The organism is Rahnella perminowiae (assembly GCF_019049755.1).
Taxonomy (GTDB): domain Bacteria; phylum Pseudomonadota; class Gammaproteobacteria; order Enterobacterales; family Enterobacteriaceae; genus Rahnella; species Rahnella perminowiae.
The window spans coordinates 1-21,046 of record NZ_JAFMOS010000570.1; the positions used below are offsets into that span (position 1 = coordinate 1).

Here is a 21,046-nt window from a genome sequence, read left to right on the forward strand (position 1 = left end):
GTATATGAATTACGGTTTTCGCTGGACCGGCACGCCGATATCTTCGAGCTGTTCGACAAAAACAGAAGGACGTTCTTTATCCTGCAGTAACCAGACCTGATGCTTCGCACGCGTCATCGCCACATACAATAAACGCCGCTCCTCTGCATCCGGGAAATTTTCAGGTTCAGGCAATAATACCTCTTCCAGTAAAGATTCTCGTGCGGGCGCTGGGAAACCGTCATTGCCTTCGTGCAATCCGACGATAATGACGTATTCAGCCTGTTGTCCTTTACTGGCGTGAATCGTCATAAAATCAAGATTAAGCTTTGGCCAGCGGGTCGAGGCTTTCTCCAGAATTTGCGGGCGAAGATGATGATAACGTGCCAGCACCAGAATCTGTTCATCGGCGGTGACATAACCGCTGAGTTTATCCAGCAATTTCTCCATCTGGTCCTCAGGCAGGATCACGACATTCTTCTTGTTGCCTTTGGTCAGACTGTTCAGCGGCTTCTTCAGCTGATTAGGGTTTTGCTGCACAAACTTATTGGCGATTTCACCGATGCGATCATTGAACCGGTAAGTGGTGTCCAGCGCACATTGCGCTCCTTCACCAAAATTGTCCGCAAACGCGGTGGTCAGCGTCAGTTCAGCACCGCTGAAACGGTAAATCGCCTGCCAGTCGTCCCCCACGGCAAACAAACTGGTACGCTTGTTAAGTTTACGCAAGGCAGAGAGCAGCAGAGCACGTTGAGGAGATATGTCCTGGAATTCATCAACCAGAATATGCTTCCACGGACTGACAAAACGCCCTTTATCCAGAATATTGACCGCCTGATGGATAAGCCCCGAAAAATCCACTGCGCCCTCTTCTTTCAGCGCGGTTTTCCAGGCTTTCATCAGCGGCGCCATCAGGCGAATACGCCTGGTGAACAGGTCTTTGACTTCTTCTGGTGCGCTTTCGATCATTTCAGCCTGACTGCCACCGTGCATACGCATCAGGCTCAGCCAGCGCTCAAGGCGACTTGCGAGACGCTCCGCCAGAGATTTATTTTTCCAGTAATCACCGTCAGGAACCGTCCACTGCAGTTCATCGGTCATCCATTGCCGCCAGCCGCTGGCCTGCACTTTTTTCTCTGCGCACTGCTGTTGCCATGTCTTAATCAGTAAGCTACGCCGGGCTTTCGGGTCGGTTTCAAGTTTACTGATTTTGGGCGTTTTCTTACTTCCTTCCTGGATAATCTGCAAAGCAAGCGCATGGAACGTCTTCGCCTTGATGCCTTCAGTATGCAGACGCTCTTTAATACGCCCGTTCATTTCATCCGCCGCCTGACGACCGAAAGCCAACAATAAAATTTGTTCAGGCTGCGCTTCCTGACGGCGCAACAACCAGCCAGCACGCGCCACCAGCACCGACGTTTTACCACTGCCAGCCCCGGCCAGTACCAGCACCGCATCTTCACCGTTCACCACTGCGCGGCACTGGCTGTCATTGAGCGGCGACACTTCAACGGTATCAAAAAAGTCACGGTTATCAGCAATCACTCTGTCCGTCCATGCCAGATTACGCTGGTCGACACTGCGTTTACCCTGCTCAAGCCAGCGCAGACAGATCTGATAGTCTTCCCGACAGTTATCAAATTCAGTAAGACGTTCAACCGGCACCGGAATGGCAGAAAATGCTTCAGCAATGTCTTTTTGCACATCAGCCAGGTCAACACGTTTGAACCATTTGTCTTGCTGTTCAATCTGCGTAATTTTTTTAACCTGCTCGTGCAATACCCCGGCGCTGACCTCGCTCATCTCGAGGCTCCAGGTTTGCCATATATTGAGAAGGTAATGATAAAACCGCTGTGTTTCCTGCCATTCAGTGCCGTGTAACCGGACCACTTTCTGCTCCGGTAATTCAAATTCGAGCTCTCCCCAGACGATACCGCGTTTGCAACGGATGCGGATAAGCTGGTTAAAAGGGATCAGGTAATGATGCTTATCGCCGCTGACTTCCACACCTGCATTAAGCAGTCGCACCCGGTTATAAGGATGCTGCGCCAGATGTTTCCCGAATGAGGTCGATTTCAATTCCATATCATCACACCGTGTTCTCTCTTTAATTCCTGATATCTTACATGCAAGCGCATTTAAGAGTTTACCTTTGATAAGCGCAGGCGATCCACACTGCAAAACAGAGTAGAATAAGAGGTGTGTTTACATTAAGTGAACATGAAATTTATCAGTTTTTTAATTTCTGCGGGAAGAGTTGCCATGCGTACTGTGCTCAATATTCTTAACTTTTTTTTAGGTGGTTTTTTCACCACGCTTTCATGGCTGCTTGCTACGCTGGTCAGTATTGTGCTGATTTTTACCCTGCCACTGACCCGATCTTGCTGGGAAATCACCCGTCTTTCATTGCTGCCCTTTGGCAATGAAGCCGTGCATGTCGATGAACTGTATCCGGAAAAACGTAACGTGTTGCTGTCCGGCGGGGGTACCCTGTTGAATATCTTCTGGTTTATATTTTTCGGCTGGTGGTTATGCGTGTCGCATATCGTTGTCGGTATTGCGCAATGTATCAGCATAATTGGTATTCCGGTGGGCATTGCAAACTTTAAAATCGCTGCCATTGCACTGTGGCCGGTAGGACGCCGGGTCGTTTCCGTCGAACTGGCAAAACAGGTTCGTGAAGCGAATGCAAGCCGTCTGAGAGAAAACGGACGCATCCGCTGATTGTGATGTTTCATCATTTTTGAATTTTAAGGTGGGGTTTTTTCGTGCTTTCTATTGCACCGGGTTTACGGCGTTATGCCTATAACAGCAATGTTCTTTATCACATCAGGATTTTCATTGCGTTGACTGGCGCTGCAGCATTGCCGTGGTGGTTGGGTCAGATCACGCTGACAATTCCCCTGACACTCGGCGTGGTTGCAGCGGCTCTTGCGGACCTTGATGATCGTCTCGCCGGCCGTCTGCGCAATTTGCTGATTACCCTTATCTGTTTTTTCATTGCCTCAGCATCAATAGAATTACTTTTCCCTTATCCATGGCTTTTTGCACCAGGGTTGATGATTTCAACCTGTGGATTCATCCTGCTGGGCGCACTGGGACAGCGGTATGCCACCATTGCCTTCGGCGCGTTACTGATCGCCATTTATACGATGCTCGGTACCAGCATGTATCATATTTGGTATCAGCAACCGCTGATCCTGCTTGCAGGTGCCATCTGGTATAACCTGCTGACGCTGGCTGGCCATATTATTTTCCCCATCCGCCCGTTACAGGATCAGATTTCGCGTTGTTTCACGCAACTGGCGGCTTATCTTGAAGCCAAAGCCACTCTGTTTGATCCCGATCAGGAAGATAACAACCAGCAACTTGTTGAGCTGGCTATGGCCAACGGTCAGCTGGTCTCCACACTAAATCAAACGAAAAATACGCTACAGACCCGGCTGAAGGGTGATCGCGGGCAGAAAGGAACGCGCCGGACATTACATTATTATTTCGTGGTTCAGGATATTCATGAGCGTGCCAGTTCGTCTCACGTGCAATACCTCAAGCTCAGTGAACAATTCCATCACAGTGATATTCTGTTCCGCTTTCAGCGCCTGATGAGCATGCAGGCACGGGCCTGTTTACAACTGTCGCAATGTATTCTTTATCGCCAGCAATATACCCATAACAGCCAGTTTGAACGGGCGTTTTCACGGCTGGAAGAAGCACTCAAACGTCTGGAGTCTCACAACGAACACCGTGAGACGTTGCAGGCGCTGCGCCATCTTTTACGTAATCTGCATGCAATTGACGCGCAACTGGCAAATATCGAGTCGGAGCAGTCTCTGCCTGAAAACCAGACCGGTAAAAGTCCGTTTGCGGAAGACCGTCTGACGGGCCTTGACGATATCTGGCTACGCATTTCCCGCCATTTCACACCGCAGTCAGTGTTATTCCGCCATGCAATCCGTATGTCTGTGGTGCTCTTTGTGGGATATGTTTTCATTCAGGTCAGCGGCTTAAATCACGGCTATTGGATTTTGCTCACCAGCCTTTTTGTCTGTCAGCCAAACTACAGTGCGACCCGCCGGAGATTAGCGCTGAGAATAATCGGCACGCTGGCCGGCATTGCACTCGGGATCCCTATCCTATATTTCGTTCCCTCCGTTGACGGGCAAATGATTCTGATCGTCATCAGCGGATTATTGTTCTTTGCGTTCCGCACAGTGCAGTACGCGCAGGCCACGATGTTCATCACCCTTTTGGTGTTGTTATGCTTTAATTTGCTGGGCGAAGGGTTTGAAATCGCTATCCCGCGAATTATCGATACATTGATTGGTTGCGGTATCGCCTGGGCGGCAGTGACCTTTATATGGCCCGACTGGAAATTCAGACAACTGGATAAGGTGGTCAGCAAAACGTTCGATGCTAACTGCCGTTACCTTGATGCCATTCTGGTGCAATACCATCAGGGGAAAGACAACAGTCTCGACTACCGTCTGGCTCGTCGTGATGCGCATAATTGCGATGCCGAACTGGCATCTGTTGTCTCGAATATGAGTTCTGAGAGGAATAACGATCCGGCGACCCTCGAAGCGGCGTTTCGCCTGTTATGTCTTAATCATACGATGCTAAGTTACATTTCAGCGCTAGGGGCCCATCGCGAGAAACTCAATGATGCGGAAACCCTGAGGTTGCTGGATGATGCAGTATGCTGTGTTGACGGGGCCTTGCATCATCTGCCTTCTGAAGCAGAACGCATTCAAAATGCGCTCGGACAACTGACTGCACGTATTCAGTTACGAACCACTGATATCGACAGTAAAGAGCAACTCGTGCTTCAGCAAATTGGATTACTGGTGGCTCATTTGCCTGAACTCACCAGTCTTAATACTAAAATCCTGCCGGTACAGAATCAGCTCTAGCTGCAGACAACGTAAGCAAATTTAGTGAATCGCCCTTGATAGCTGCTCTTGGTGATGGTTAAACCAGTGAGTTAATAACTCCCTGGATGCCATCGGCAAGGCGGCTTCATGAAAGCCCAAAATTGCCCCTTCCAATGCCATCAGTAAGTTAATCCCGAGATTCTTTTTTTTAATGGCACACAGTTTGAGATAGGTATGGCAGGCCCCCTGTAACCGCAAATCCCCCGAGTTTTCAATGCCGACTTGCCAGAGCATCCTTTCCAGCGCCAGCGAGAGATTGGGTAAATCTTTCAGGCGGGCGGCTTCGCTGTTTTTTTTCAACTCGATATCCCGCAGCATGCCTTGCAACGATAATCTGCCCAGCTCGCATAGCGCCTGAGGGTCACTCCATTGCCGGGCATTCACTTTGAAATAACGCAGTTGCACATCCATGCCCCGCTTGCGGTAGATCAGCCTCTCCATCTTCTTGCGGCAAAAATGCACTTCAGTTTCGCCGGTCGCTCGCAGATAGAGTTCACCATCAGAGACAAGGGCGAACATGACGCGGTCAGCGGACAAGCTCATCCCTCCAAACTGGGTGCGGGAACGAATATTGCCCAACGGGGCAAAAATTTCCAGACACTCAATCACTCTTTTTTTTGATTTGTTTATCATTGCGTTATCCTTTTCACGTTAATTCCTTGCTTCCATTTTGAGTTACCAAAACAGCTAAAAGCAAAATACGCAATCTTATGTACCGCAACAAACATAAAATGTCGTTACAGCTCGTTGCCTTCAAAATTTGCGAGATATCTTGGAAAAATTGGGTTGATCTTTGCTCACCGCCAGAGTACTGTACATGCATACAGTAACTCACTGGGACACATCCTTATGCGAACTCAACACCGTACAAATCATCATTTTAGTCAGCTTGCTTTGCCCGTCACTCCGTCACAGGTAAATACTTCTGCATCTCTGAATAATGGTCTGATCACTGAGTTCGTCTATAGTGCGAGCCAACCAGCTTTTGCACAGTTACTGCTGCCCTTACTGCAACACTTAGGTATGCAGTCCCGCTGGTTGTTATGGCTCACACCTCAGCAAAAACTGAGCCGCCATTGGTTAACGCAGTCTGGCCTGCCGGTGGATAAAATGGTGCAAGTCAATCAAATTACGGCAATGTCGACGGTAGATGCGATGGAGAAAGCATTGCAGACGGGAAACTACAGTGTCGTGTTGGGATGGCTTCCGGATTTGAATGATGCTGAGAGGGAAAGGTTGCAAATTGCAGCCCGTCAGGGAGGGGCTTATGGCTTCATAATGAAACCCACAAATGAGCAGAATTCACCTTGTGGACATCATTCGACAGTAAAAATTCACTCTTCCGTATACCATTAGTTCAAAATAGGAATCTTCCTATGAAAATAATGCGGAACTTAGTGATTTGTGCTGAATAATGGCGGCAAGCCAGTAAAAACGGGCTTCCAGAATGCAGATAATTGCCAGAATTTGTCAGTAAATTGCCAAAGCCGTTAAGAAATATGTCCGTTTTTCCCTTTTTTTCCACGGTGTTAACACATCAAGCTTGTAAGTTTCGCGCCACGTTGTAGACTTTACAACGCCAAGGTTGCTCGATAATGCCAACGTAAAGTGGCAAGTTCTGAAATGAAGCAATAATCTTGGCGTAAGGATTTTAACCAAGGGCTTAAAAAGCTTAAAGCTCAATTGCCTATTTGGATGATAACGAGGCGCAAAATGAAAAAGACAGCTATCGCATTAGCAGTGGCACTGGCAGGTTTCGCTACCGTAGCGCAAGCCGCCCCTAAAGATAACACCTGGTATACCGGTGGTAAATTGGGCTGGTCCCAATACCATGACACTGGTTTCGCAAATGCTTACAACGGTATCGGCAACGGCCCTACCCACGATAGCCAACTGGGTGCAGGTGCGTTCTTGGGTTACCAAGCAAACCAATACCTGGGCTTTGAAATGGGATATGACTGGCTTGGCCGTATGCCTTACAAAGGCAGCGTAAATAACGGCGCGTTCAAAGCACAAGGCGTTCAGCTGGCTGCTAAACTGAGCTACCCGCTGACTGACGATCTGGACCTGTACACCCGTCTGGGTGGTATGGTTTGGCGTGCAGACGCTAATGGTAACTTCAACAACGGTGCTAATGGTCGCGTAAGTGATCATGACACAGGTGTTTCTCCATTGGCAGCCGTAGGCCTTGAATACGCAGTAACCAAAAACTGGGCTACCCGTCTGGATTACCAGTGGGTTAACAACATTGGTGACGCGGCTACCGTTGGTGCACGTCCTGATAACGCAATGCTGTCTGTTGGTGTTTCTTACCGTTTCGGTCAAGATGAAGCAGCTGCTCCAGTTGTTGCTCCAGCACCAGCTCCGGCTCCAGTTGTAGAGACTAAGAAATTCACTCTGAAATCTGACGTTCTCTTCAACTTCAACAAAGCGACTCTGAAACCAGAAGGCCAACAGGCTCTGGATCAGCTGTACAGCCAGTTGAGCTCCATCGATCCTAAAGACGGTTCTGTTATCGTTCTGGGTTACACCGACCGTATCGGTTCAGAACAATACAACCAGAAACTGTCTGAGCAACGTGCTCAGAGCGTAGTAGATTACCTGGTATCTAAAGGTATCCCTGCTAACAAGATCTCTGCACAAGGCCAGGGTAAATCTAACCCGGTTACTGGTTCTACCTGTGACACCGTTAAAGGCCGTGCTGCTCTGATCGACTGCCTGGCACCAGACCGTCGTGTAGAAATCGAAGTTAAAGGCTACAAAGATACTGTTACTCAGCCACAGGCTTAATAACACTCTTTAGCTTTACTACAGATACTGAAAACCCCGCTTTGGCGGTGTTTTTTTATGTCTTCAGTCAGGCAAAACAGATGACTCACTGAGGCAAGAAACCAAATTTATCCGAAATCTTTCTTGCCAAGGATTTGTTCTAAATCTTCTTTCAGTGAAGACATCTGATTCGCATATTTCTCTTTACGCTCAGCATCTTCAAGAAGCTGAATGATGGTGTCAGAAAGTGTTGCACCACGGCGTTGCGCCAGTCCCGCTAAACGCTGCCAGACGAGAAATTCTAAATCGATGGATTTTTTACGCGTGTGCTGATGCTCGGCATTGAAATGCCGCTTACGGCGGGCACGGATAGTTTGCTTAAGACGGTTTTCCAAAGCCGGGTGCATATTATTCACAATCCAGTCGGATACTTTGACCGGCTCGTTTTCCAGGCTGAGAAGTTGATTCACGGATTCCTGGGCAGCGCTGTTTTCCAAATGGCGGGTGATCCGCTCACCTTCGCGGTGTTTTTTCACCAGGTACTTCCATTTCCAACCGCTTTCGAGATTTTCCAGTTGCTGATATTTCATCGTGAACTCTTCGGTGACCACGTAACTTTACTAAGCATAACAGCTTTAATTCAATTTTCACCCCAAATAAAGACGCTTATTTTGATTGTTTTTTGCCCACCCGTACAGCAATGTGCACTAAGACCAATTCCGCTACGACTCTCATTGTATGCAGCCGGATTTATTCTTGTATAATCGCACTTTCCCTTTTTATAGAAAACAGCTAACACATTGACCAATAACCGACTTGACTGGCAGCTTTTACTGCCCGACTCCGCGCCTTACGAGGCAATCTTTGCAACGGCTGCCCAGTTAGCCCCTGTAGATTTCGCAGGAACTCAGCCTCGGCTGGAAAATGGTTTAACCCTGTTTTGTCACCCCCGCTCACGCCCGCGTTTTATGACGCTCAAGGCGCAGGAAAATCGCGAATACTTGTCACGTATTGCGCAGGTAGTCAGCGACTTAATGCCTGAAACGGCTGAAGTCACGGGTAACCGTTATCATATTGAAGGCAATAAGGTCACGCTGCTGGCAGCGAAATCTGCTGAAGATGCATTCGCAGCGAAATCGACCTGCCTGTATCGTGAATGGATCGAGCCTGAACAGCTGTTCGGGTGCGTACGTATTTATAAAGACCAGATCCAGCTTGAGCCGGGATTAGTACATCAGGTCAATGGCGGTGTGCTGGTGCTTTCCATCCGTACCCTCATTGCACAACCTCTGATGTGGTTACGTCTGAAACAGATGATCACCGAAGGTCAATATCATTGGGTCTCACCGGATGAGACCACACCTTTGCCTGTTACAGTTCCTCCGATGCCGTTGGATATCCGCCTGATTCTGGTTGGTGACCGTTTATCGCTTGGCGATCTCAGTGAGATGGAGCCTGAGTTGGTGGATTCTGCTATTTATGGTGAATTCGAAGCCGACCTGCCGCTGACGGAAGAAAGCGATATGGAAACCTGGTGTGGTTATATCAATACACTGGCCGATGAGCTTGAGATCCCACGTCTGGCCGCCGATGCATGGCCCGAATTTCTGAAGATGGCTATTCGCCACAGCACCGATCAGGGCAGTCTGACCCTCGATCCGGTATGGCTGAATGCGCAGCTGAGCGAGGCGGCGCTCTATAATGAAGATGAGTTGCTGAGCGTCAAGTCTCTTGAAGCGGCGTCCAATGCCCGTGCATGGCGTGAGAGTTATCTGCAGGAACGTATGCAGGATGAAATCGAGCTTGGACAAATTCGCATTGAAACAGAAGGTGAAGTTGTCGGACAGATTAACGGTCTGTCAGTGCTGGAATATCCGGGGCATCCACGTGCGCTGGGTGAACCTTCCCGAATTAGTTGTGTCGTACACACCGGCGACGGTGAATTTACCGACGTTGAACGTAAAGCCGAGTTAGGCGGTAATTTGCATGCTAAAGGCATGATGATTATGCAGGCCTTTCTGATTTCCGAGTTAGAACTCGACCAGCCTCTGCCCTTCTCCGCATCAATTGTCTTTGAACAATCCTACGGAGAAGTGGACGGCGACAGCGCTTCCCTTGCTGAACTGTGCGCACTCATCAGTGCGTTGTCGATGCAGCCGATCAGCCAGCAAATTGCGGTCACGGGCTCAGTCGATCAGTTTGGGAATGTGCAACCTATTGGTGGCGTAAACGAGAAGATCGAAGGTTTCTTCGAAGTTTGTCAGCGTCGCGGTTTGACCGGCAAGCAAGGGGTCATTCTGCCAACCAGCAACGTGCGCAACCTTTGTCTGCATCCGCAGGTTCTGGACGCCGTTCGCGAAGGCCAGTTTCACTTATGGGCAGTTGATAACGCAGCCGAAGCGCTGCCTATCCTGACCGGATTGATTTACACAAACGAAGAAGAAGCTGAAGAAGAGCGTCCGAGTCTGCTGGGATTAATTCAGCAGCGTATTGCGCTGGTAACATCGCAAGGCAGCCCGCGTTATCCGTGGCCTCTTCGCTGGTTGAACTGGTTCAACCGCAGCTGATCGGAGTTGTTCAGCTTACAGCTGTTCGCTAAACTTCGCCCTTCATCAAAATAAGGCTTACAGAGAACATGGTAGATAAACGCGATTCCTATACGAAAGAAGACCTCGTAGCTTCTGGCCGCAGTGAACTGTTCGGTGCTGGCGGCCCTCCATTACCATCAGGCAATATGCTGATGATGGATCGTATCGTAAAGATGCAAGAAGACGGCGGCACCCATGGCAAAGGCTATGTTGAAGCTGAATTAGATATCAACCCTGATCTGTGGTTCTTTGGTTGTCACTTTATCGGCGACCCGGTAATGCCGGGTTGTCTGGGTCTGGACGCCATGTGGCAGTTGGTCGGATTCTATCTGGGCTGGCTCGGTGGTGAAGGCAAAGGCCGCGCATTGGGTGTGGGTGAAGTTAAATTCACGGGTCAGGTTCTGCCAACGGCAAAACTGGTCACCTACCGCCTCAATTTCAAACGTGTTATCAACCGTAAACTGATCATGGGCGTCGCTGATGGTGAAGTGCTGGTTGACGGCGTTGTGATTTATACCGCAACTGACCTCAAAGTGGGTTTGTTCAAAGACGCTGCGGCTTTCTAAAAAGTCCGATACAACGTCTGAAGAAAGGGTGAGCCTCAGGGCTCGCCTTTTTTACGTCTGTCGCAAAGATGAAAAACCTTTATTTTTCGCAGAAACAAAAACCTCCGCGCGCAGCGGAGGTTATTCCTTATTCTGACAGGGGAGTCGCTTAAGCGGTAACAGCCCTGTCCTCCATGGCTTGTCGCCAACCCCCGAGCCAATGTGATCGGGCATCTAACGATTGGTACGGACAAATCTCTTTTGAGCGCCCGCCAATACCTGCTTGATATCCACGTGATTGTGCCCGTTCCAGGCGATCGCGTTTTTGTCTCTTCATGCCTTGTATCCCTCATTATTCAGGTCAGGTGGAAAGAAAACAGTGGTCCGCTTCTGCGTCCACATCTAACAAATAGCTGCATTATGTAGGGAGGTCAATGCGCAAAATTCACGCCAATGTCACATTGGTGAGCTATATTATTGGATTGCGCGCGAGCTAATCGTGCCGGTCGGTTTCCCATCTGGCTGATCACCATAAAAAAATCCCGGCCTCTGTTAAATCAGAAACCGGGATTTTTTACGTTTAGCTTAAAAAATATTAAGTTTAAAAAAACGTCATCTTATTTGCGCGGCGATCTGGCCCGCTTCTTGCTGCCACCCCGCTGCCAGCGTTCTGACCAGTGCATCATATCCATCTTCGGTTTGCCTGAGATTCAGGGCGAAATCACGCTGAATGACCTGGCCGTCTCGTGTCAGGCTCCAGCTACCGCTGACCACGACAATCCCATCGTAACGACCATGGAAACCGGTCACATTAACATTCAGTACATCCTGATCATCGGTATTGGCCGCCTGTGAGGAAACCAGCGAGCCCGGCAAGTCACGGCGTAAATAGGTAACCAGCGCCTGGTGAAGCTGTTGATCCAGCGGACTGGCCCAGAGATTATTCTGGGTCAGTGTGTACTGCACATCATTGGTCTGATACACCAGCCCGGAACCTGCAAGATAATCAGCAACACTCACCCGCTCAACCCACAGGTGCCGTTGTACGGCGCCCGTTGACATCGCGCTGCCGGTTGTCGCAGTGCTGTTTAGCACGGGCAACTGGTAGTAAGTTTTCTGATCACTGCTGCTACAGGCAGTCAGGAATAATGCTAAGACGACAGGTATCCATTTCATCATTATTTGGCCTTCTTCGGCTGAGGATCATCTTGCCCTGGGGCGGCGAAAATCAGTGCATTACTTTTCTGGTTCAGCGTTTTCAATACCGGTTGCAGCTCACGCAGAGTTTTATCCAGGCTCTGCATATCACCGACCAGATTGCCGTACGCCGGTGAACCTGGCTGGAAGCCTTTCAGGCTGCGGTTCAGCTGGATAAGTGTCTGCTGCATATCCTGTGGCAGATTTTTCATTTCTTTACTGCTGACAATCGCGTTCAGAGATTCAATCGTTTTTTGCGTTGCCTTCATTGTTCTCTGACTTTCCGCCAGCGTACTTGTCGCTTCACGCATCATCGGTTCGATTGGCAGATTATTGATCTTATCGAGCGTGGTCATCAGCTTCTGCTGAATCTGCGCAAAGCCTCCGCTCACGGTCGGCAATAATTTATTCCCGGCGATTTCCAGCGGCCCTTTCCACGGTTTCTCATTCGGATAGAAATCCAGATCGATATACATCGCCCCCGTTAACAGGTTGGCGGATTTCATTGAGCCACGCAGGCCATGCGCAATACCGTCACGGATATGATCTTCAATATTGAAATTACTGCCCAACAGTTGAGCAAAGCGATCTGGCTCAATGCGGATCAGCACCGGAATACGGTAATCATCCGACATCTGCTGGTTAAGAACATTCATCGGATAAGGCACTTCGGCCACCGTCCCCAGACGAATACCGCGGAATTCAACCGGTGCGCCGGGTTGCAGACCACGAACAGAATCTGAGAAGAACATCACGTAATCCATGTGACGGGTATACAGTGATTCCTGAATGCTTTTTTGATCATCGAAGAGCTTATAATTGTCGCCATCTTTGGCTTCATTGCCCTGCGTCCAGCCATTTGGAATATCAAAGCTGACGCCGCCGCTGAATAAGGTCGTCAGGGAGCCCATTTCGACACGCATGCCGGCGGCAGACATGTCAAAGTTTACGCCGCTGTCTTTCCAGAAACGGACATTGTCAGTCACCAGTGTGTCGTAAGGCGCACGGATGAAAAGCTGGTATTTAATGTTACGTGCTTTCGGATCAAAATGGCTGGTTTCCACTGTACCAACCTGGAACCCCCGGAACAGCACCGGGTCACCGGGATTCAGTTGGCCTGAACGTTCGCTTTCCAGGATCACGCGGATCCCTTTCGCATCCGGCGAAGCCAGCGGCGGTGAATCATCCAGTTTATATTCTGTTTTTTCTCCACCTTTGTTACCTGGCTGCAACTGGATATAAGCGCCGGATAATAACGTGCCCAGTCCGGAAATGCCTTCGCGCCCTATCTGCGGTTTCACTACCCAGAAGACAGAGTCTTCACGCAGCATTTTTTCCATACCGGTATTCAGCCGCGCTTTAATGATGACTTGTTGTAAATCATCGCTCAGCGTTACCGATTCTACTTTACCGACATCAACGTTACGGCTTTTGATGGTAGTTTTGCCACCTTCGATGCCTTCAGCGGTGGTGGTGATCAGTGTGACTTCCGGGCCCTGATGGCTGTAATGATAAAACAGGATCCACGCACCAATCAGCGCAGTGACGATCGGTACGATCCACACCGGCGACCAGCGTTTAATTTTTTCTACCTTGGCAGTTCCGTCGTGCTCTGCCATGTTATTTCCTGCCATCTTGTGGCTCCTTTGTAGACTTCATTCCAGCACGATCCCAAATGAGCCTTGGGTCAAATGTCGTTGCGGCAAACATGGTGAGAATAACTACACTGGCGAAAAGCAGCGCGCCAATATCGGGGTAAATACTCATCAGTTGCCCCATTCTCACCAGCGCCGCCAGTACCGCAATAACAAACACGTCGATCATTGACCAGCGGCCAACGAACTCCACCACCTCGTAAATGACATGCAATCGTTCCCTGTCGATCTCTTTATTACTGTTCGCATCCCAGCATAGCCAGGCAATAGCGATCATTTTGAGCGTGGGCACCATAATACTGGCGATCAAAATCACCAGCGCCACGGGATAGGAACCATCACTCCATAAGAGCACCACACCGGCCATAATCGTAGACGGCATCGGATTACCCAGTACCTGAGTGATCATGATAGGCAGCAGATTTGCCGGAATATAGAGCAAAACAGAGGTCACCAGCAGTGCCATTGTCCACTGCAGACTATTTTTACGCCGTGCATATCCACGGGTTTTACAGCGATCACATTCTTTCTGATCAACCGGTAAAATCGCCATACAACAATGACAGGATCGCAGCCCCTGACGCAGCCCGCTTTCGCCAACGCGCACTGGCTGAATGACCGCCGGGGCTGGTTCGATATGCTGCCACATCCACAGGCGATCAGTGCACTGAAAGGCACGTAATTGCAGAAGGCAAAACAGGACGTAAGGATAAAAGCTGGTGCCCACGCCGACGTCGCCATAAGCCATGAGTTTCACAAAACTGACCAGCACGCCGGCAAGGAAAATTTCCACCATGCACCAGCTTTTCAGCCGGAACAATGTACGGGCAATACTGACTTTCCAATGAACCGGAATATTAATGCCCTGACAAAGCACGATAATTGACAGCATGCAGATCGCCGGGAGCAGTTGCACCACGATCATGAATAACGAGGCCATACTGGCGTAGTCTTCTGAAACCAGAACCTGGGGGATTTGCACCAGAGTGACTTCACTGCTCAGCCCGGCGACATTCATATTGACGAAAGGAAAGAGGTTGGCCAGCAAAAGCATGAATAATGCACTGATGGCGTAACCGACCGGACGTCTGCGGGGCTCATTCCAGCGGGATGTCAGCGTAGTGTGGCAACGGGGACACACCGCTTTTTGCCCGATGTTCAGGCCAGGTATTGCCACCAGCATGTCGCATTGGGGGCATAAAATGTGCGGGCCATGGGCATGGGCGTCAGAACACACTATCAGCTCCTCAACAGCGAAAAGACAACGAATATCGGCAGCCGGTCTTCCCTTTGTCCGGCTGCCCATCATGATGCAGTATTAAGCGTTCTTCTGTGCTTCCAGCGCTTCCCAACGTTCAAACGCCTGCTCTAACTCAAGTTCTGCGGCAGCAAAAGCGGTAAGTACCTGCTGAGTTTCTTCATGAGGAAGGGTGAAGAAATTCGCATCGCTCATTTGCTGTTGCAAAGCACTGATTTTTTCTTCCAGCGTGCTGATTTGCGACGGCAACTGCTCCAGTTCACGTTGCTGATTATAGCTGAGCTTATTCGCAACACGTTTGGCCTGTTCTGCCTTAGGTTGTGCCGCGGGTTTATTTTCCGTAGCAACCGCCTGACGGATTGGCTTCTGGTGACGGCGCTGATGCTGCGCATCATGGTAACCGCCCACATAGCTGTTGATCACGCCGTCGCCTTCATAAATCCAGCATTCTGTTGCCGAGTTATCCACGAATTCACGGTCATGGCTCACCAGCATGACCGTGCCCTGATAGCTGTCGATCATCTCTTCCAGGAGCTCGAGGGTTTCCACATCCAGGTCGTTGGTCGGTTCATCGAGGATCAACAGGTTACTTGGGCGCAGGAATAATTTTGCCAGCAGCAGACGGTTACGTTCACCGCCTGACAGCGCTTTCACCGGTGTCATGGCGCGTTTCGGGTGGAACAGGAAGTCCTGCAAGTAGCCCAGCACGTGGCGTGCACGGCCATTCACCATCACTTCCTGCTTACCTTCAGCCAGGTTATCCATCACGGTCCGTTCAGGATCAAGTTCAGCACGATGCTGATCGAAATACGCCACTTCCAGTTTCGTGCCACAGTGAACACGGCCGCTGTCTGCCTGAATCTTACTTAACATCAGTTTCAGCAATGTGGTTTTACCACAGCCGTTCGGGCCAATCAGCGCAATTTTATCACCGCGCATGACCTGCGCAGAGAAGTTGCTCACCAGTTGTTTGCCAGCGACACTGTAATAAACGTCTTCCATTTCAAAGACAATCTTGCCGGAACTTGCGGCTTCGACCACCTGCATTTTCGCTGTGCCCATCACTTCGCGGCGTTCTGAACGCTCACGGCGCAGGGCTTTCAATGCACGGACACGACCTTCGTTGCGGGTACGACGGGCTTTGATCCCCTGACGGATCCACACTTCTTCCTGCGCCAGTTTTTTATCAAACTCAGCATTCTGTAGCTCTTCAACGCGTAACGCTTCTTCTTTGGCCAGCAGATAGGCTTCATAATTGCCCGGATAAGACACCAGTTTGCCACGATCGAGATCGACAATGCGCGTGGCCATATTGCGGATAAAGGAACGGTCATGGGAAATGAAGATAATGCTGCCCTGGAATTCTTTCAGGAAATCTTCCAGCCACGCAATGCTTTCGATATCCAGGTGGTTCGTGGGTTCGTCGAGCAACAAAATATGCGGCGCACTGACCAGCGCACGGCCAAGCGCTGCTTTACGCAGCCAGCCGCCGGAGAGCGATTTCAGCTCAGTATCCGCATCCAGACCCAGTTTCAACAGCACTTCGTTGATACGGCTGTCCAGTTGCCACAGACCCTGGTGATCAAGGATCTCCATGACCTGGGCCAGTTTATTCATATTCTTTTCGCTCGGGTCGGTTTCGACCAGATGCGAAATGGCGTGATACGCCTTCAGATGTTCAGCCTGCTCGAATACGCCTTCTGAGACGAAATCAAACACGGTGCCTTCTACATTGCGTGGCGGATCTTGTTGCAGACGCGCCACAATCAAATCCTGCTCGTACACGATACGCCCGTCATCAAGCGGTACTTCGCGGTTCAGAATTTTCATCAGCGTCGATTTACCGGCGCCGTTACGGCCGACCAGACAGACACGCTCATTCGGCTCGATGTGTAATTCGGTGTTATCCAACAGCGGCGAGTCACTGAATGACAGCCAGGCACCTGACATACTAATTAACGACATAAACTTTATTTTTCCTCGCCGGCATGGGAGAGCAGCCAGCAGTTATGAATTTGACGATTACGGGCAAAATCCTGTGACAGGGTTTGGCTGGTGATTTCTTTCGCGCTCAGCCCCAGTTTACTCAGTCCTTCGAGATCCATCTGGAAACCGCGCTTGTTGTTGGAGAACATAATAGTGCCGTTGCGACGTAAAATGCGTTTCAGATCTTTCATCAGAGCCAGATGATCACGCTGTACGTCAAAACTGTCGGCCATACGTTTCGAGTTAGAGAAGGTCGGTGGATCGATAAAGATCACATCGAACTGTTCGTCACACATGCCCAGATAAGAGAGGCAATCCGCCTGGATCAGACGATGCTGACGGCCAGTCAGACCGTTAGCACGCAGATTCTTTTCTGCCCATTCCAGATAAGTGCGGGACATATCTACAGTGGTTGTGCTGCGCGCGCCGCCCAAACCGGCATGAACACTCGCGGTGCCGGTATAAGCAAACAGGTTAAGGAAATCTTTACCTTTGCTCATTTCACCCAACATTTTACGTGCGATGCGGTGATCAAGGAATAAACCCGTATCGAGGTAATCCGTGAGGTTAACCCACAGTTTAGCGTTGAATTCTTCGACCAGCAGGAACTCGCCCTTTTGCGCGAGTTTTTCATACTGACTGGTGCCTTTCTGGCGCTCACGGGTTTTCAGGATCAGCTGGCTGGATGAAATATCCAGCACAGAAAGGGTGGCGTTTATCACGTCGAACAAGCGCTGACGGGCTTTTTGCGCGTCGACGGTTTTTGGTGGCGCGTACTCCTGCACCACAACTTTGCTGCCGTAACGGTCAACCGCGACGTTGTAATCTGGCAAATCGGCGTCATACAGGCGATAACATTCAATCCCCTGCTGTTTGGCCCATTTTTCCAGTTTTTTGACGTTCTTACGCAGGCGGTTAGCGTAATCTTCCGCCATTTGCGTACCGGCCGCACCCGTCGGGTTTTCTGCCAGCTGATAGTTTTTCTGCACACATTCCAGCGGGCCATTTTTAGCTTTGAACTGGCGTTCAGCACGCAGTTGCAGACAGCTCAGCAATTCCGGTGACGCACTGAACAGCGACAGCTGCCAGCCACCGAACTGAGTCTTCATAATGCGGCCAAGCATATTATGCAGCGCAATCAAGGCAGGTTCGCTTTCCAGACGCTCGCCGTATGGCGGATTACTGATTACGGTACCTGCCGGGCCTTCCGGCAGCGGATTCACCAGTTTCCCGACTTCTGCCGCTTCGAAGCTAATCAGCTCGGCAACACCGGCACGGCGGGCGTTGGCACGCGCCATTTCGATTACACGACGGTCGATATCAGAACCGAAGAAACGGGATGTCGTTTCCTGCACGGCACGGCGGGTACGCACCTGCGCTTCCGCCGTCAGTTCGCGCCACAATTCTGCGTCAAATTTGTTCCAGCCGGTAAACCCCCAGTGCTGGCGATGCAAACCCGGCGCGCGATCGGCAGCGATCATTGCCGCTTCGATCAGTAACGTACCGGAACCGCACATCGGATCGACCATCGGCGTACCTGCCTGCCAGCCGGAACGCATAACAATAGCCGCCGCCAGGTTTTCTTTCAGCGGTGCCTGGCCGGTCAGGTCACGGTAGCCACGCTGATGCAGGCCTTCGCCGCTGAGATCCAGTGCGACGCTGGCAGTATCACGTTGCAGGAAGACGTTTACGCGGATATCCGGTTGCTGTTTCGCCACATTCGGCCGTTCATCCATTTTGCGGGTAAAGCTGTCGACGATGGCGTCTTTCACTTTCAATGCGCCGTACTGGCTGTTACGGATTTCGTCATTCAGACCGCTGAAATGCACGGCGAAGGTTTTTTCCACGCCAAAGACGGACGGCCAGTCAATCGCCATCACGCCGAGATACAGATCCAGATCGCTGTGAACCTTAAATTCGTTCAGCGGTAACAGGATGCGCGAAGCCAGACGGCTCCAAAGTAAGCTGCGGTATAGCAGGCGATCGTCACCTTCAAAATGCACCCCTCCCTGCACAACTTTGCAGGCTTGCGCACCCAGCGTTTCCAGTTCGCTTTTTAACAGTTCTTCCAGTCCACGCGCCGTGCTGGCAAACAAAGAGTTCATATCGACATATCACCAAAAATAAAATTGTTGCGCATTATAGCTAATCCCCGCCTCTTGTCATAAAGTCTCTGGTTGTTCATAAGACTTTACATGCTGAGAGGCAGTCTTCAGTGCCCATTCTTTCACGTTTATTTGTTCATCCGGTCAAATCAATGCGTGGCCTGCAGGTTTCACACTCGCTGGTTACGGCAACCGGTCTGGCGTTTGATCGCCAGTTCATGATTACCGATCCGCAAGGCATGTTCATTACAGCCCGCCAGTATCCGAATCTGGTCCTGTTCACGCCGGTTTTATTACCCGATGGTCTGATGATTTCAGCCCCGGAAGGCGAAAGTATCACCGTCAAATTTCGAGATTTCGCAGGCGTTAGTTCGCCGACAGAAGTCTGGGGCAATCAGTTTACCTCACTCATCGCGCCGGAACCTGTAAATCGCTGGTTAACGGGTTATTTAAATCATGACGTACAGTTGCGCTGGGTTGGCGAAGAACCCACACGCCGGGTGAAAAAACATCCGGAAGTGCCGCTGTCGTTCGCTGACGGATTCCCGTATTTGCTCATCAATGAAGCCTCGATGCAGGATTTACAGCACCGCTGCCCGGGCGGGGTCAGGATTGAACAGTTCCGCCCAAACATCGTGGTCAGCGACGCGCCAGCCTATGCCGAAGACACCTGGCAGACGATACGCATCGGGGACGTTGTTTTTGATCTGGTGAAACCATGCAGCCGTTGTATCCTGACCACTGTCAGCATTGAAAAAGGTCGCAAACATCCGCGTGGCGAACCCCTGAGAACCTTGCAGGGCTACCGTACAGCCAGCGACGGCGATGTGGATTTTGGTCAAAACATGATCGCCCGCAACGGTGGCGTGATACGCACAGGCGACAGTGTTCAGGTGCTGGCAACCAAGCCGCCACGTCCGTATAGCGCAGGCGACGTTATTGAAAATGTGCAAGCACCAAAAACCACCGCACAGAACATCAGTATTGATTATCAGGGAACGCAGTTTACCGGCAATAATCAGCAGATTTTGCTCGAACAGCTGGAATTACAAGGATTACGTATCCCCTATTCCTGTCGTGCCGGAATTTGTGGCGCATGCAGAATGACGTTGAAAGCAGGGAAAGTCTCGCCGCTGAAAGAGAGTGCGGTGGGAAAAGACGGAACGATATTGTCGTGCAGCTGTATTCCGGCCTCGGATATCGTGCTCGGCTAAAAATATTCCGCAATTACCCAAAATAGGTCGGGTGACAGGAAAACGGCAAGAGAAGGAATCCCGATGAGCTTACACAGGTAAGTGATTCGGGTGACTGTGCGCAGCCAACGCATCTGCAACTTGAAATATGAAGGGTAATTTATACTGCCTGATCGTAGACATCACTGTCGACCCGGAATGCCGCTGGCATTAACCGGTCATGCATCACTTTGATTGCGTCACCCAGCACCATGCCACGCCCTGCCACCGTCAGTCGCTCCTGCGCCAGCAGGCACAGACTGGCATTATCACCCGATTCCACTACCAGCAACGTGGCCTGTTCACCGCTTTCCATCACCTGCACCTGAGCAAGCTGACCGTTAGCGGGCTGGAAAGGACGCATCTGCTGACTAAAATGCCAGCTCTTTGGCATCAGCGGTTTTAAAAAACGGTAAGCGACTAAAGCATTCAACACTAATTCAGCACGTTGTTCAGCCGCGAGACGAATATGTTTGCACTGTTCTTCAAAATCAAAATAGAGCGCCGCATCATCGACACAAAATGACATATTTCCAAAGGCATCAGGGGTTAGCATTTTAGCGGGGAAACGGGAACGGAAAATCATACCATTGGCGAGATCCAGCATAAGCCGGTCATGTTGCGTATCAAAATACCAACGCCAATTATCATCGGGTTTAATCTTCATTTCGTCATCCTGTTTGCCCTCGTGCCTTCTGTCTGGGTTCATTACCGCCTAATCTGTAAGAATAGATTTTTCAGTACTGAAACGATATCAGACAAATCCTGAGCCTGAATTACGGTCAGTGGACAAAATATAGA

At 50.3% G+C, this 21,046-nt stretch carries 17 protein-coding genes; 7 read left to right on the plus strand and 10 right to left on the minus strand.

The features are described 5' to 3' along the window. Positions 1-9 precede the first annotated feature (9 nt). Complete coding sequence (gene helD / locus J1785_RS15420; RefSeq protein ID WP_217219777.1) at positions 10-2,064, minus strand: DNA helicase IV; 2,055 nt, start codon at positions 2,062-2,064, stop codon at positions 10-12. 177 nt (positions 2,065-2,241) lie between these two features. On the opposite strand from helD, the gene J1785_RS15425 reads away from it, so the two are divergent. Continuing rightward, entirely contained in the window at positions 2,242-2,703 is a 462-nt protein-coding gene (locus J1785_RS15425; RefSeq protein WP_129952528.1) for a YccF domain-containing protein, read from the plus strand. Between the two features lie 44 nt (positions 2,704-2,747). After that, positions 2,748-4,889 (plus strand): YccS family putative transporter, encoded by a 2,142-nt coding sequence (yccS, locus tag J1785_RS15430; RefSeq protein ID WP_129952527.1) that lies wholly within the window; start codon positions 2,748-2,750, stop codon positions 4,887-4,889. Between the two features lie 21 nt (positions 4,890-4,910). Here yccS and J1785_RS15435 read toward each other — a convergent pair whose 3' ends face one another. Beyond that, on the minus strand, positions 4,911-5,543 hold the full coding sequence (locus J1785_RS15435; protein WP_129952526.1) for a TfoX/Sxy family protein: 633 nt from the start codon (positions 5,541-5,543) through the stop codon (positions 4,911-4,913). Between the two features lie 216 nt (positions 5,544-5,759). On the opposite strand from J1785_RS15435, the gene sulA reads away from it, so the two are divergent. Together sulA and ompA are read left to right on the plus strand one after the other, a co-directional pair. After that, positions 5,760-6,266, plus strand: coding sequence for an SOS-induced cell division inhibitor SulA (gene sulA, locus J1785_RS15440; RefSeq protein ID WP_129952525.1), 507 nt, complete (start codon positions 5,760-5,762; stop codon positions 6,264-6,266). A 357-nt stretch (positions 6,267-6,623) separates the two neighbouring features. Then, positions 6,624-7,700, plus strand: coding sequence for a porin OmpA (gene ompA, locus J1785_RS15445; protein WP_129952524.1), 1,077 nt, complete (start codon positions 6,624-6,626; stop codon positions 7,698-7,700). Positions 7,701-7,807: 107 nt separating this feature from the next. Here the strand turns inward: ompA and matP are convergent, their stop codons facing one another. Continuing rightward, positions 7,808-8,269: a macrodomain Ter protein MatP gene (gene matP / locus J1785_RS15450; protein WP_129952523.1), complete on the minus strand. Its 462-nt coding sequence runs from the start codon at positions 8,267-8,269 to the stop codon at positions 7,808-7,810. A 210-nt stretch (positions 8,270-8,479) separates the two neighbouring features. On the opposite strand from matP, the gene J1785_RS15455 reads away from it, so the two are divergent. Both J1785_RS15455 and fabA read left to right on the plus strand, forming a co-directional pair. Beyond that, on the plus strand, positions 8,480-10,246 hold the full coding sequence (locus tag J1785_RS15455) for an AAA family ATPase (RefSeq protein WP_129952522.1): 1,767 nt from the start codon (positions 8,480-8,482) through the stop codon (positions 10,244-10,246). A 68-nt stretch (positions 10,247-10,314) separates the two neighbouring features. Next, complete coding sequence (fabA, locus tag J1785_RS15460) at positions 10,315-10,833, plus strand: bifunctional 3-hydroxydecanoyl-ACP dehydratase/trans-2-decenoyl-ACP isomerase (protein ID WP_013574872.1); 519 nt, start codon at positions 10,315-10,317, stop codon at positions 10,831-10,833. A 148-nt stretch (positions 10,834-10,981) separates the two neighbouring features. On the opposite strand, the gene rmf is transcribed toward fabA, so the two are convergent. The 6 genes from rmf to rlmKL form a co-directional block, all read right to left on the minus strand. Continuing rightward, complete coding sequence (gene rmf, locus J1785_RS15465; protein WP_013574871.1) at positions 10,982-11,149, minus strand: ribosome modulation factor; 168 nt, start codon at positions 11,147-11,149, stop codon at positions 10,982-10,984. A 275-nt stretch (positions 11,150-11,424) separates the two neighbouring features. After that, positions 11,425-11,991: a membrane integrity-associated transporter subunit PqiC gene (gene pqiC / locus J1785_RS15470; RefSeq protein WP_129952521.1), complete on the minus strand. Its 567-nt coding sequence runs from the start codon at positions 11,989-11,991 to the stop codon at positions 11,425-11,427. Then, the gene (pqiB, locus tag J1785_RS15475) at positions 11,991-13,643 is read right to left on the minus strand and encodes an intermembrane transport protein PqiB (protein ID WP_129952520.1); all 1,653 of its coding nucleotides are present in this window, start codon (positions 13,641-13,643) and stop codon (positions 11,991-11,993) included. The genes pqiC and pqiB overlap by 1 nt, the downstream gene beginning before the upstream one ends. After that, positions 13,630-14,901 carry a membrane integrity-associated transporter subunit PqiA gene (pqiA, locus tag J1785_RS15480; RefSeq protein ID WP_129952519.1) on the minus strand — a complete coding sequence of 424 codons (1,272 nt, stop codon included), beginning with the start codon at positions 14,899-14,901 and terminating at the stop codon, positions 13,630-13,632. The genes pqiB and pqiA overlap by 14 nt, the downstream gene beginning before the upstream one ends. Positions 14,902-14,982: 81 nt before the next feature. Further along, positions 14,983-16,887 (minus strand): ABC transporter ATP-binding protein, encoded by a 1,905-nt coding sequence (locus J1785_RS15485; RefSeq protein ID WP_129991185.1) that lies wholly within the window; start codon positions 16,885-16,887, stop codon positions 14,983-14,985. 5 nt (positions 16,888-16,892) lie between these two features. Continuing rightward, on the minus strand, positions 16,893-19,013 hold the full coding sequence (rlmKL, locus tag J1785_RS15490) for a bifunctional 23S rRNA (guanine(2069)-N(7))-methyltransferase RlmK/23S rRNA (guanine(2445)-N(2))-methyltransferase RlmL (protein ID WP_129952517.1): 2,121 nt from the start codon (positions 19,011-19,013) through the stop codon (positions 16,893-16,895). Positions 19,014-19,123: 110 nt separating this feature from the next. Here rlmKL and J1785_RS15495 point away from each other — a divergent pair, with 110 nt between their 5' ends. Continuing rightward, positions 19,124-20,227, plus strand: coding sequence for a YcbX family protein (locus J1785_RS15495; RefSeq protein WP_129952516.1), 1,104 nt, complete (start codon positions 19,124-19,126; stop codon positions 20,225-20,227). A 139-nt stretch (positions 20,228-20,366) separates the two neighbouring features. Here the strand turns inward: J1785_RS15495 and J1785_RS15500 are convergent, their stop codons facing one another. Continuing rightward, positions 20,367-20,912 carry a cell division protein ZapC gene (locus J1785_RS15500; protein WP_129952515.1) on the minus strand — a complete coding sequence of 182 codons (546 nt, stop codon included), beginning with the start codon at positions 20,910-20,912 and terminating at the stop codon, positions 20,367-20,369. Between the last annotated feature and the right edge of the window lie 134 nt (positions 20,913-21,046).